The organism is Paraburkholderia sp. BCC1885 (assembly GCF_900996235.1).
Lineage (GTDB): Bacteria > Pseudomonadota > Gammaproteobacteria > Burkholderiales > Burkholderiaceae > Paraburkholderia.
Genome location: NZ_CAAJGM010000088.1, coordinates 54320 through 67452 on the forward strand (window position 1 = coordinate 54320; position 13133 = coordinate 67452).

The window sequence follows — 13133 nt, forward strand, 5'->3', positions numbered from 1 at the left end:
TGTCCTCCTATACTTGGACTTCCATCCACACTCAATGTCCTGGAGGACGTCATGGCAGATCATTCCCTGCACGGCAAGGTTGTCCTGATTGGCGGCGGTGCAAAGAACCTGGGCGGCCTGATCTCGCGCGAACTCGCCCAAGCCGGCGCGGCCGCGGTCGTGGTCCACTACAACAGCGACGCCACGCGCGGCGCAGCGGAAGAAACCGTCGCCGCCGTGCAGGCCGCCGGCGCGAAGGCGATTGCGGTGCAGGGCGACCTGACCCAGCCAAAGAACGTCACGCGGCTGTTCGATGAAGCATTGAGTCAGTTCGGCAAGATCGATATTGCCGTGAACACCACCGGCATGGTGATCAAAAAGCCGATGGTCGAAGTGACCGAACAGGACTACGACACGATTTTCGCGGTCAATTCGAAAGCGGCGTTTTTCTTCCTGCAGGAAGCCGGCAAAAAACTGGCGGATAACGGCAGGATTGTGACCATCGTGACCTCGCTGCTATCGGCCTATACGCCGTTCTACGCAATCTATCCGGGCAGCAAGGCGCCCATCGAACACTTTACGCGGGCGGCGTCGAAAGAGTTCGGCGAGCGCGGCATTTCGGTGAATGCGATCGGCCCCGGTCCGATGGATACGCCATTCTTCTATCCGGCCGAATCGAAAGATTCCGCGGCCTACCACGCCACGGCGGCGGCGCTCAGCAAGCAAACCAAAAGCGGCCTGACCGAGATCGGCGATATCGCCCCGATTGTCAAGTTCCTCGTCACCGATGGCTGGTGGATCACCGGCCAGACCCTGTTCGCCAACGGCGGCTATACGACCCGGTAGCCGGGTCATGGTCCAAATGGCACCTTGCAGCGCCGCCAAAAGTGGACGCTATAATCGCGCCATTCCGTCGCGTGCCTCGCTACACCAACCCAGCCCATGCAATTCGATCCGATCCAGTCATTCACGCGCAAACGTCTGTCCGATGTCGTGTCCGACCAGATCAAGCGCCTGATCTCGGATGGCGCGCTGATGCCGGGCGACCGCCTGCCCGCCGAGCGCGATCTGGCGACGCAACTGGGCGTGTCGCGGCCGTCGTTGCGCGAGGCGCTGATCCGCCTCGAAGCGGACGGTTACATTGAAACCTCCGGGCGCGGCGGCTTCACCGTGGTGGACGTCACCGCGCCGATCATCTCCAGGCCGCTGGCCGAGCTGCTGCTGCAGAATCCGCGCACCAGCGCCGACATTCTCGAGCTGCGCCAGGGGCTCGAATCGATCTCGACCGTCTACGCCGCCGAGCGCGCCAGCGCGGCCGATCTCGCGAAGATCCGCCGTGCCTTCGAAGAGCTGAAAACCGCCTCGCTGTCCGGCGACCGCGCGAACCTGGCGGAGCTGGACGCCGCCTTTCATCTGGCGATTGCCGATTCGACCCACAACGTGGCGCTCGCCCACGTGATGCACGGCATCCACACGCTGATCGGCGAGGGCATGCGCCAATACCACCGCCTGATCGATTATGACGACGCCAAGGAGCGTCAACTGTTGACCCAGCATCAGGCCATTTTCGACGCCGTCATGGCGCGCGACGCGCAAAAGGCCCGCAAAGCGGCCGAACGCCATCTGACGTTCGTGCGCGAATTGTATGAGGAAGAGGCCGGCAAACCGGGTTGATGCGCGGCTCGATGCCCGCTGATTGACACGCCTTGCCAACTTCCCTATATTCTTGGTCAGACCAGCATGACCAGTCTTACTGAGTAAGCACGGGTGCCGCATTTTGCTCGAACCACGGCATTTCGCAGTAGAGTAGGCAGACGTGTCTGCCGTCGTGCCGCAGCGCGTAGCCCTCGCTTCGCCCCTCAATACGCCGGCCCATGAATCCATGAAAGTCGCACTCTTCATACCCTGCTTTATCGACGCGTTCTATCCGGAAGTAGGGATCGCGACCCTCGAACTGCTCGAACGCTTCGGTATCGAGGTCGACTATCCGCTGGAGCAAACCTGCTGCGGACAGCCCATGGCCAATAGCGGCGCGCAATCGGAAGCGGCTGGCGCGGAGAAGGTGTTCGCGCGCAATTTCGCGGGCTATGACTACATCGTCGGACCGTCGGCCAGTTGCATTCATCACGTGCGCGCGCATCTGAGCGCCATCGAGCAGACCGACGAAGTGAAGCAGGTGCGGGCGCGCGCATACGAACTGGTCGAGTTCCTGCACGACGTAGTGGGCGCACGTGAATTTCCCTGGGCCGAGTTTCCGCATCGGGTAGGACTCCATAACAGTTGCAGCGCGCTGCGGCATCTGAAAGAAGCCTCGGTTTCGGAAATCAGCGCCACGCCGTTCTCGAAGCCGTTGACCTTGCTGCAAGGCGTCAAGGGCATCGAATTCGTCAAGCCGGCGCGTCCCGACGAATGCTGCGGCTTTGGCGGCACCTTCTCGGTGACCGAGGAACCCGTGTCGGTGCGCATGGGGCAGGACAAGGTCCGCGATCATCTGCAGGCGGGCGCGCAATACATCGTATCGGGCGACATGTCGTGCCTGATGCACCAGCAGGGCTGCGCCGAGCGGATGAAAGCGGACGCGCGCTTCATCCACATTGCACAGGTCCTGAACGGAGCACGCGAATGAGCCGGATCGATCACGCGAAAGCGGCGGGTGCTTTCATCGCCAAGACCGAGCACGTGGCGTTTCACGACAAACGCCTGTGGGATCTGCGCGAGAAGCGCGACGCCCAGGCGCACGGCATCGCCGAATGGGAAACCCTGCGGGAGCTGGCGTCGGGTATCAAGGAACACACGCTGTCGCATCTGTCCGAATATCTCGAACAGTTTGCCTCCGCGGCGGAAGCGAACGGCGTGACGGTGCATTGGGCGGCCACCGCCGAAGAGCACAACGAACTCGTCTATCAGATCATGTCCAAGCGCGGCATGACGACGCTCGTCAAGAGCAAGTCGATGCTGACCGACGAATGCGCCATGCGCGAATATCTCGAACCGCGCGGCATCACGGTGATGGAAACGGACCTCGGCGAGCGCATCCAGCAGCTCGATCACCAGGACCCGAGCCATATGGTGGTGCCCGCGGTGCACAAGCTGCGTGGCGACGTCGCGAAGCTGTTCGGCCGCACTATCGGCACGGATCCCGAGAACAGCGATATTCATTACCTCGCCGAAAGCCAGCGCATGAACACGCGGCCGTATTTCGTGCGTGAGAAAACGGCCGGCATGACCGGCTGCAATTTCGCGGTGGCGGAAACCGGTACGGTGGTGGTGTGCACCAACGAAGGCAATGCGGATCTGTCGGCGAACGTGCCGCCTTTGCATATTGCTTCCATCGGCATCGAAAAGCTGATTCCCAGGGTCGCGGATCTGGGCGTGTTTATCCGCATGCTGTCGCGCAGCGCGCTCGGTTCGCCGGTGACGCAATACACCTCGCACTTTCGCGCGCCGCGTCCCAACACCGAGATGCACTTTATCCTCGTGGATCATGGCCGTTCCGAGCGGCTCGCCATGCAGGACTTCTGGTACTCGCTCAAATGCATCCGCTGCGGCGCGTGCATGAATACCTGTCCGGTGTACCGGCGCAGCGGCGGGCTGTCGTATGGCGGCACGTATTCGGGGCCGATCGGCGCAATCATCAACCCGACCTTCGACCTCAAACGCTATAGCGCGCTGCCGTTTGCGTCGACGCTCAACGGCAGCTGCACCAATGTATGTCCGGTGAAGATCAATATCCACGAGCAGATCTACAAGTGGCGCGAAGTGATCACCGCGCGCCACGAGGTGCCGTTCGTCAAGACCGAGGTGTTGAAGATGGCCGGACGCCTGCTGGCGAGCCCGACGCTGTACCGCGCGACGGTTTCGACGATGGGCGGCGCGCTGCGGGGTCTGCCGAATTTCGTGCTGTATAACCCGCTCAATATCTGGGGACGTCAGCGCGAATTGCCTGAAGCGCCCAAGCTGACGTTTCACGCGTGGTACCGCAAGAATCGCGGAGGCGGCGATGGCAACGCGTGAGGCTTTTCTCGCCAAGGTGCGGGCCGCGCAACCGGAAGCGCGCGAGCGTCCTGAGGTGCCGTTATTCGCCTCGGCGGGCGGCGATTTGCGCGCGCGCTTCACGGCGGCTTTGGCCGGGATGGGCGGCACCTGCGTCGAGGCGGCTTCGGCGGCGGATGTGCTCGCGCTCATCCACGAACGCTTCGGGGCGCAGGCGTCGGTGTGTTCGGCGGCGGCCGAGGTACCCGGCACGCGGCCGTTACACGCCGACACGCCGCCGGCTTCGCTGCAGGATGTGGACGTCGGCGTGGTGCGGGCCCGCTTCGGGGTCGCGGAAACCGGTTCGGTGTGGTTCAGCGAGCGCGAATACGTGGTGAACGCGCTTGGCTATATCGTCCAGCATCTGATCGTGCTGCTCGACCCGGCGCAGATGATCGATGGATTGCAGGACCTGTACCGGCGGCCGGATTTCCGCGAGGCCCGCTATGCGGCGCTGGTGACCGGGCCGTCTGCTACGGCGGATATCGAAGGCGTGCTGATTCGTGGCGCGCAGGGGGTGAGGTCGCTGACGGTGGTGTGGCTCGCAGCGGGCTGACCTGGTGAACGAAGCCGTAAGCGAGTGACAATGCGGCCTGCTGTCCAGCAGGCCGGCCGGCTTCAGCGCGCCACCCTCGGTGCACTCCGCAAACTCCTGAGCGTCAACACCGCAAGCGTGCCGGTCACGATCGCCGTGAACAGATACAGACCGCCCGGACCTGCCAGCGCCATCAATGCCGACGCCAGCGTCGGCCCGCCGCTCGCGCCAAGCGAGAAGATCAGCAGCAGACCGGCACTGACGGCGATGCGCTGATCCGCGGGAATGCAGTCGTTGACATACGACGTCACCACGCCGTACAGCGAAAACACCACGCTGACATACACGTAGCCGAGCACTTCCACCACTAACCCGCCGTGCAGCAGGAACAGCAGCGCGCTACAGGCGGTCGCCAGCGCCGTGATCGCCACGACGATGACGCGCCGGTCGAACAGATCGGCCAGCCGCGCCACCGGCCATTGCGGCAGCAGCGCCGCCAGCAGCGCGAAGCCCATGAAGTGCGAGACGTCGCTCACCGAATAGTCGAGCTTGCGCATGAATACCGGCTGCATCGAATAGAAGCCGCTATTGAGCAGACCGGCGGCAAGGCAGCCATAGATGCCAAGCGGCGCCCATCGATACACCGTGCTCAAACCGGAGAGCCCGCGCGCCAGACGCGAGGCGCCGTGTGCGCCGCCTGTTTCGACGGGTGCCGTCGGCATGGGCGCGTGGCCGGCCAGCGCCACCGGAATCAGCGAGGCCGAAAACAGCGCGCTGACGACGCTGAAGAGCGCAAATCCGGACGGATCGGCGAGCCCGATGAGGAACTGGCCGGTGCCCACGCCCAGATAATTGGTGATCATATAGGCGGAAAACACCCGCCCGCGCTGCGCATTGCTCGCCACCTGATGCAGCCAGCTCTCAACCACCGTAAAAATGCCGATGAGGCAAAACCCCATCACGAAGCGCAGCGCGGCCCACACGGCGGCCGAACCCCACGCCGCATAGCCGAGCGCGCAGCACGCCGAGACGGCGGCAAAGGTGACGAAGGCGCGGTGATGGCCGACCCTCCCGATCAACCCGCCGCCCCACAGCGCGCCTATCATGAAGCCGATGTAATACGCCGATTGCACCGCCCCGACCACCAGCGACGGCGCCGCCTGCTGGATCAGCCGCAACGAGATGAGTGTGCCGAGCAGGCCGTTGCCGGTGATGAGGATGGCATAGCCGAGCAGCAGGATTGCGGTGGCCTGCAGGCTGCCTGGCGGCGCGCCGCTACCGGCGGTGGGGTTTGGCGGGACGGGCGGTTGCAGCGTGCCGCCCGGCAGCGGCGCGACCGGCCGGTTGATGGAGTGGTTGAGCGCGGGGGCCGCGAGGGCCGCGGGCGGCGCGGGCTGCGCCTGATCCGCCGGCGCGGGCGGCAGGCCAACCGCGTCGCGGAGCCGGGATTCGTCGGCCGGTGTCATCGTGTGCGTGGGGTGCCGTGCATGGTGCGGTTTCTGGACTGGAGTGGCGGCGCCGCGTCCGCGCCCGGCAGCCATACGGCGCGGCCTGGCGCGGAAACGAACCGCGCTTGCGCGGCCAGCATGGCCGGCGCAACCGGCGACCACACATGTTGGCTTAACTGGGGCTGTCGAAGCAATTACGGCAATGCACAGAATTGACGCGATCGACGCCGATATTAGGGAATGCCTAATTGAGTCGCCGCCGTCCAGCGTCGTAGAATCGTGGCACATCGATTGGGGGGGGGCTCCAAGGCATGTGTCTGGCTTCTCGTTGCGATTTTCCCTGTGCCTGTCGACCCGCTACTCGTGATGAGGCCAGCGGCCGCCGCAGCATTCCCGTCAAAGCCGCGCCGTGACCGCGCTCATTTCCGTCAAGCGGCTCTGCAAGAGCTTTCCCGGCGTGCGGGCGCTGCATGAAGTCCAGTTCGACCTCGTGGCGGGCGAAGTCCATGCGCTGATGGGCGAAAACGGCGCCGGCAAGTCGACCCTCATGAAAATCCTCGCCGGCGTGTACACGCGCGATTCCGGCGAATTCCTCTGCGACGGCCAGCCGGTCGAGTTCACCAGTCCGCGCGATGCGCAGGCGATGGGCGTGTGCATCATTCATCAGGAACTGCAACTGATGAATCATCTGAGCGTCGCGCAGAATATGTTCATTGGCCGCGAACCGCGTGGCCGCCTCGGCGTGTTTCTCGACGAAGACCGGCTCAATGCCCAGGCGGGCGAGATCCTGACGCGCATGCATGTGAATCTCGACCCGCGCGCCATGGTCGGCAACCTGACGGTGGCGAGCCAGCAGATGGTGGAAATCGCCAAAGCCCTGTCGTTCGATTCGCGCGTCCTGATCATGGACGAACCCACCTCGGCGCTCAACGACGCCGAAATCGCCGAGCTGTTTCGCATCATCCGCGAGCTGAAAAGCCACGGCGTGGGGATCGTCTACATTTCCCACAAGATGGACGAGCTCAAGCAGCTCGCCGACCGTGTCACCGTGATGCGCGACGGCGAATATGTGGCCACGGTCGCCGCCAGGGACACCAGCGTCGAAGCGATCATCGGCATGATGGTGGGGCGCACGCTCGCCGATCTCGAACCGTCGCAGAGCGTGGCGGGCGAGGGCGAAGTCGCGCTCGAAGTCAGGCACCTCAACGCCGGGCCGCTGGTGCGCGACGTCAGCTTTACGTTGCGCAAAGGCGAAATCCTCGGTTTTGCCGGGCTGATGGGCGCGGGCCGCACGGAGGTCGCGCGGGCGGTGTTCGGCGCCGATCCGGTGGAGTCGGGCGAAATCGTCGTGAAAGGCGCGAAGGCGGTCATCAAAACACCTGCCGATGCGGTCAGGCGCGGCATCGGCTATCTCTCGGAAGACCGCAAGCGCTTTGGCCTCGCCACCGGCATGGACGTCGAATCGAACATCGTCATGTCGAATCTGCGCAAATTTCTCTCGTTCAATTTTTTCCTGCGCCGCCGGCAGATGCGCCGCACTGCGACGCATTTCATCAAGTTGCTGGCAATTCGCACGCCGAGCGCGACGCAGGAGGTGCGGCTTTTGTCGGGCGGCAATCAGCAGAAGATCGTGATCGCCAAATGGCTGGAGCGCGACTGCGACGTGCTGTTCTTCGACGAGCCGACGCGCGGCATCGACGTCGGCGCCAAAAGCGAAATCTACAGGCTGCTGCGCGCGCTGGCCGCGCAAGGCAAGGCAATTGTGATGATCTCGTCGGAACTGCCGGAAATCCTGCGCATGAGCGACCGTGTGATCGTGATGTGCGAGGGCCGCATCACCGGCGAGCTCACTGCGGCCGAGGCGACCCAGGAGCGCATCATGCATCTCGCGACACAGCGCGAAACCCTACAAGCGGCATGAGCCTAAAGAGGCCAATTTCATGACACAGCCATCGGATACGTCGGCGCTCGGCAGCAAGGACAGAACTTCGGGTCTGCGCGCGAGGTTCTTTGCTCCGGCCACGCTGCAAAAACTGCTGGCCTTCGGCAGCCTGATCCTGCTGCTGGTGTTTTTCAGCTTCGCCTCGCCCTCGTTCATGCAGATGGACAACATGCTGGGCATTCTGCAGGCCACCGCCGTCAACGGCGTGCTGGCCATCGCCTGCACCTTCGTGATCATTACCGGCGGCATCGACCTGTCCGTTGGCACCTTGATGACTTTTACCGCCGTGATCTGCGGCGTATTTCTGACCAACTGGCATCTGCCGATGTGGACCGGCGTGCTCGCTGCCATCGGCACGGGCGCGGCATGCGGCAGCATTTCCGGCACGCTGACGGCGAAAATGAAGATCCCGCCGTTCATCGCCACGCTCGGCATGATGATGCTGTTAAAAGGGCTTTCGCTCGTGGTTTCCGCCGACAAGCCGATCTATTTCACCGACACCGAAAACTTCTACATGATTTCGCAGGACTCGCTGATCGGTTATGTCCTGCCGAGCGTGCCGATTCCGAACGCCGTGCTGATCCTGTTTTTCCTCGCGGTGGCAAGTTCGATCACGCTGAATCGCACGGCGCTCGGCCGCTATACCTTCGCGCTCGGCAGCAACGAAGAGGCGGTGCGGCTGTCCGGCGTCAATGTCGACCGCTGGAAGATTGCCATTTACAGCCTGGGCGGGGCGATTTGCGGCGTCGCCGGCTTGCTGATCGCCTCGCGCCTGAATTCGGCCCAGCCGGCGCTGGGCCAGGGTTATGAACTTGAAGCGATCGCGGCGGTGGTGATCGGCGGCACTTCGTTGAGCGGCGGCTCGGGCACCATTCTCGGCACCATCATCGGCGCTTTCATCATGAGCGTGCTGACCAATGGCCTGCGGATTCTGTCGGTGGCGCAGGAGTGGCAGATCGTGGTGACCGGGCTCATCATCATCCTCGCGGTGTATGCGGATATTTTGCGGCGCAGGAAAAGCTGATCACGCGGTATAGCGCGGCGTAGCGCGTTATAGCTTCAAAGAGCATCAGAAGAGTGTTCGACAAACGGGGCGCCACAGGCTCCCCCAAACGGCTGAAGGTAGGCCTACTTTAGGAGGAGATGGTTCATGTTTAAAAGAAAATTCATCGGCGTCGTGGTCGGGGTCGGCGCGCTCGTTGGCGGCACCAGCGTTTCGTTTGCGGACGAGACCTACATCCCGCTCATTTCCAAAGGCTTCCAGCATCAGTTCTGGCAGGCGGTCAAGGCCGGCGCGGAACAGTCGGCGAAGGAGCACAACGTCAGGATCACCTTCGAAGGTCCGGAAACCGAGGCGATGGTCGACAAGCAGATTGACATGCTGTCTGCGGCGCTCGCCAAGAAGCCGCAGGCGCTCGGCATTGCCGCGCTCGACAGCAAGGCCGCCATTCCGCTCCTGCGCCGCGCCCAGTCGCAGAAGATTCCTGTCATCGCCTTCGACTCGGGCGTCGACAGCACGATTCCGCTGACGACCTGCGCAACCGACAACCTCGCCGCCGCCGCGCTCGCCGCCGACAAGATGGCCGAAGCCATCGGCGATTCGGGCGAGGTCGGTCTGATCGTGCACGATCAGACCAGCCGCACCGGCGTCGACCGTCGCGATGGCTTTCTCAACGAGATGAAGGCCAAGCACCCGAACATCAAGATTGTGTCCGTCCAGTATGGCGGCGGCGACCATCTGAAATCGGCGGAAATCGCCAAGACGATGATCCAGGCCAATCCGAATCTGAAGGGCATCTTCGGTTCGAATGAAGGCTCGGCGGAAGGCGCGGCGATCGGCGTCAAGGAATCGGGCAAGAAGCTCGTCCTGATCGGCTACGACTCGGGCAAGGAGCAAAAGGACGACATCAGCTCCGGCCTGATGTACGGCGCGATTACGCAGAACCCGATCGGCATCGGCAAGTGCGTGGTCGACTCGGCGGTGAAGGCGTTGAAGGGCGAGACGCTGCCGAAGAAAGTCGACACAGGCTTTTACTGGTACGACAAGAGCAACATGACCGATCCGAAGATCGCGGCCGTGCTCTACGATTGAGCGCCGCTGCCGGCGCGATGTGAAAGGTGAAGGGTCGCGGTGCCGCTGGGCGCCACGACCCTCGTTGTTTCAGCCCGTCATTGGAATTGACCGCTATCCGGGAGGAGGGATTCAGATGCCCACGATCACCAGGCTGTCCGTCCGCGACATCCGTTTTCCGACCTCGCGGTCGCTCGACGGCTCCGACGCCATGAACGCCGCGCCGGATTATTCCGCCACCTACGTGACGCTCGAAACCGATGCGCCCGGCGCGCTGAGCGGGCATGGGCTCACCTTCACCATCGGACGCGGCAACGAAATTTGCGTGGCGGCGGTGCAGGCGCTGGCGCCGCTCGTAGTCGGCAAAAAGCTCGAGGACATCGCCGCGGACATGGGCGGCTTCTGGCGCGCGCTGACCTCGGACAGCCAGTTGCGCTGGATTGGCCCGGACAAGGGCGCGATCCATCTGGCCACCGCGGCGGTGGTGAACGCCGCGTGGGATTTGTGGGCCAAGGCCGAGGGCAAGCCGGTGTGGAAGCTGCTGGTCGACATGAGCCCGGAGGAACTCGTGCGTTGCCTCGATTTCCGTTACGTGACCGATGCGATTACGCCGCAGGAAGCGATCGCCATGCTGCACCGTCATGCCGCAACCCGGGCGCAGCGTGAGCAGGAGATGCTGACGCACGGTTTTCCCGCCTATACCACGTCCGCCGGCTGGCTCGGTTACGACGACGAAAAGATCCGCCGCCTCGCGCGGGAAGGCGTCGCGCAGGGCTGGACGCATTTCAAGCAGAAGGTAGGCGGCAATATCGACGAGGACATGCGCCGCGCCCGTATCCTGCGCGAGGAGATCGGCGCGGATCGCAAGCTGATGATGGACGCGAACCAGGTGTGGGAGGTCGACGAGGCGGTCACGAACATGCGGCGTCTCGCGCAATTCGATCCGTGGTGGATCGAGGAGCCCACCAGCCCCGACGACGTGCTCGGTCACGCGGCGATTCGACGGCGGCTGCGGCCAATCGGCGTGGCGACGGGCGAGCACTGCCAGAACCGGGTGATGTTCAAGCAGTTGCTGCAGGCAGAAGCAATCGACTTTTGCCAGATCGATAGCTGCCGTCTGGGCGGTCTGAACGAGGTAATCGTCGTGCTGCTGATGGCGGCGAAGTTCGGCGTGCCGGTGTGTCCGCATGCGGGTGGGGTCGGCTTGTGCGAGTACGTCCAGCATATTTCGCTGTTCGACTACGTCTGCGTGTCGGCGTCGCTGGAGAACCGGGTGCTCGAGTACGTGGATCATCTGCACGAGCATTTCGTCGATCCGGTGGTGATCCGCAATGGCCGTTATATGCCGCCGCAGCGCGCCGGTTACAGCATTGAGGTGCATGCGGCCTCGCTGGATCAATATCACTTTCCCGACGGACCGGCGTGGCGGCCTTAGAAAGGTGTGCCGCGATGGCCGATTATTTAATTCTGTGCATTTTTGAAATGGACGGCGGCTGATTTAAAATTCATGACGCTGCCGCCGTAAATATTAAAATTACATTTCCGATCTCGAAGCAAACTGAAACTGATAATTTCAGTTTGCTGAAGAGACGATCCGGCACGCCGGGAAAACGATTATTTTCACTGTCGCGGATTCGCGACATGCTGGCGGCGGTTGGGCTGCTTCGATGCCTGCTGCGAGCGGCCTTCGCCTGAATTTATCCGTATGCCACCTTCTGTAACACCCGGCACCAGGCGCTGCTTTCAGGTTTATTAAAATTTCGTGAAGGATTTTAATGAAACCTGGAAGTCTGACTTTCTGACTATCTCGTTTAGCGCAATTAAACCCGCTCCTATACTTCGAGCGTTTTTTTCATGGCGATCGCCGATCGCTGGTCGAGAAAAAACGAACTTGAAACGGGGTGTGGATTGATCAAGATGCGATATCTGGCCGCAGCGTCGGCCATGCTGGTAGCGGGAGCGGCACACGCTCAAAGCAGCGTGACGCTTTTTGGGCTCATCGATACGGGCGTGGTGTATCAGAACAACGCCCGCGTGTCGCCCGGTAGCGCGACTTCGCCGGGCGCCAGCGCCTGGTCGATGCAAAGCGGCAACGTGTTCACGTCGCGCTGGGGTCTGCGCGGCTCGGAAGATCTGGGCGGCGGCCTCTCGGCGGTGTTCTGGCTGGAAAACGGTTTCAACGTCGACAGCGGCGCGCTGAAGAACGGTGGCGACCTGTTCGGCCGGCAGGCGTGGGTGGGTCTGCGTTCGAGCGAGTACGGCACGGTTTCGCTCGGCCGTCAGTACGACTTCATGGTCGACTACGTCGCGCCGTTGAGCGCGACCGGTTCGGGCTTCGGCGGCAATCTGGCTGCTCACGTCTACGACAACGACAACCTGAACAACGACCTGCGCCTCGACAATTCGGTCAAGTTCAGCAGCGCGTCGTTCGGTGGCTTCAAGGCCGGCGCGATGTACGCGTTCTCCGGCGAGGCAGGCGGTTTTGCCAACAACAGCGCGTACAGCGTGGGCACGAGCTACACGTATGGGCCGTTCAACGTGGCGGCTGCGTATCTGCAGATCAACCGCACGTCGCAACCGGCGCTGGCGAATGCCTCGGGCGCGGTCAGCACGGGCGACGGCGACCAGCTCACGACAGGCGGCAGCCAGCAGATCTACGGCGCGGGCGCGCAGTACAAGTTCGGCAAGTCGTCGGTGGGCGTGGTCTGGACCCACTCGGTGACGGACAACGTGACGGGCATCTGGCAGGGCGGCAGCACGTCGACGGGCGCGATCGGCGGCAGCTACATCAAGTTCGACAACTTCGAAATCAACGGCCGCTATTTCGTGCGACCGGACTTTAGCCTGGGCGCGGCCTACACGTACACGACGGGCGGTTTCGGCGGCGCATCGAAGGGCTTTACGTCGGCCACGCCGCACTGGAACCAGATCATGGCGCAGGCCGATTATCTGCTTTCGCCGCGCACCGATATCTACCTGGAGGGCGTGTACCAGCGCGTCGGCGGCGGCAATGGCAATGCGGCGTTCGACGCCAGCGTGTACAGCCTCGACCCGTCCGCGGGCAACGAGCAGGTGGTGGTCGCGGTTGGCCTGAAGCACCGGTTCTGATAAGCCGTTATAGGCGTT

Annotated in this window: 11 protein-coding genes; 10 read left to right on the plus strand and 1 reads right to left on the minus strand. The window is 63.0% G+C overall.

What is annotated here, in order from left to right:
• Positions 1-51: 51 nt before the first annotated feature.
• The 5 genes from FQ755_RS07125 (at position 52) to FQ755_RS07145 (ending at position 4567) form a co-directional block, all read left to right on the plus strand.
• On the plus strand, positions 52-825 hold the full coding sequence (locus FQ755_RS07125; RefSeq protein WP_144152549.1) for an SDR family oxidoreductase: 774 nt from the start codon (positions 52-54) through the stop codon (positions 823-825).
• A 96-nt stretch (positions 826-921) separates the two neighbouring features.
• The gene (locus tag FQ755_RS07130; protein ID WP_144152551.1) at positions 922-1653 is read left to right on the plus strand and encodes a FadR/GntR family transcriptional regulator; all 732 of its coding nucleotides are present in this window, start codon (positions 922-924) and stop codon (positions 1651-1653) included.
• A gap of 208 nt (positions 1654-1861) precedes the next feature.
• The gene (locus FQ755_RS07135) at positions 1862-2605 is read left to right on the plus strand and encodes a (Fe-S)-binding protein (protein WP_144152553.1); all 744 of its coding nucleotides are present in this window, start codon (positions 1862-1864) and stop codon (positions 2603-2605) included.
• Complete coding sequence (locus FQ755_RS07140; protein ID WP_144152555.1) at positions 2602-3993, plus strand: lactate utilization protein B; 1392 nt, start codon at positions 2602-2604, stop codon at positions 3991-3993. The genes FQ755_RS07135 and FQ755_RS07140 overlap by 4 nt, the downstream gene beginning before the upstream one ends.
• The gene (locus FQ755_RS07145) at positions 3980-4567 is read left to right on the plus strand and encodes a lactate utilization protein C (RefSeq protein ID WP_144152557.1); all 588 of its coding nucleotides are present in this window, start codon (positions 3980-3982) and stop codon (positions 4565-4567) included. The genes FQ755_RS07140 and FQ755_RS07145 overlap by 14 nt, the downstream gene beginning before the upstream one ends.
• A gap of 62 nt (positions 4568-4629) precedes the next feature.
• On the opposite strand, the gene FQ755_RS07150 is transcribed toward FQ755_RS07145, so the two are convergent.
• Entirely contained in the window at positions 4630-6087 is a 1458-nt protein-coding gene (locus FQ755_RS07150; RefSeq protein ID WP_260858375.1) for an MFS transporter, read from the minus strand.
• A 316-nt stretch (positions 6088-6403) separates the two neighbouring features.
• Here FQ755_RS07150 and FQ755_RS07155 point away from each other — a divergent pair, with 316 nt between their 5' ends.
• From FQ755_RS07155 to FQ755_RS07175, 5 genes are all read left to right on the plus strand, one after another.
• Positions 6404-7915 (plus strand): sugar ABC transporter ATP-binding protein, encoded by a 1512-nt coding sequence (locus FQ755_RS07155; RefSeq protein ID WP_144152558.1) that lies wholly within the window; start codon positions 6404-6406, stop codon positions 7913-7915.
• Between the two features lie 19 nt (positions 7916-7934).
• Positions 7935-8960, plus strand: a complete 1026-nt coding sequence (locus FQ755_RS07160) for an ABC transporter permease (protein WP_144152560.1) — start codon at positions 7935-7937, stop codon at positions 8958-8960.
• A 126-nt stretch (positions 8961-9086) separates the two neighbouring features.
• Positions 9087-10028: an ABC transporter substrate-binding protein gene (locus FQ755_RS07165; protein WP_144152562.1), complete on the plus strand. Its 942-nt coding sequence runs from the start codon at positions 9087-9089 to the stop codon at positions 10026-10028.
• Positions 10029-10143: 115 nt separating this feature from the next.
• Positions 10144-11442 carry an L-fuconate dehydratase gene (locus FQ755_RS07170; RefSeq protein ID WP_144152564.1) on the plus strand — a complete coding sequence of 433 codons (1299 nt, stop codon included), beginning with the start codon at positions 10144-10146 and terminating at the stop codon, positions 11440-11442.
• A gap of 419 nt (positions 11443-11861) precedes the next feature.
• Positions 11862-13115, plus strand: coding sequence for a porin (locus FQ755_RS07175; RefSeq protein WP_313957427.1), 1254 nt, complete (start codon positions 11862-11864; stop codon positions 13113-13115).
• Positions 13116-13133 lie beyond the last annotated feature (18 nt).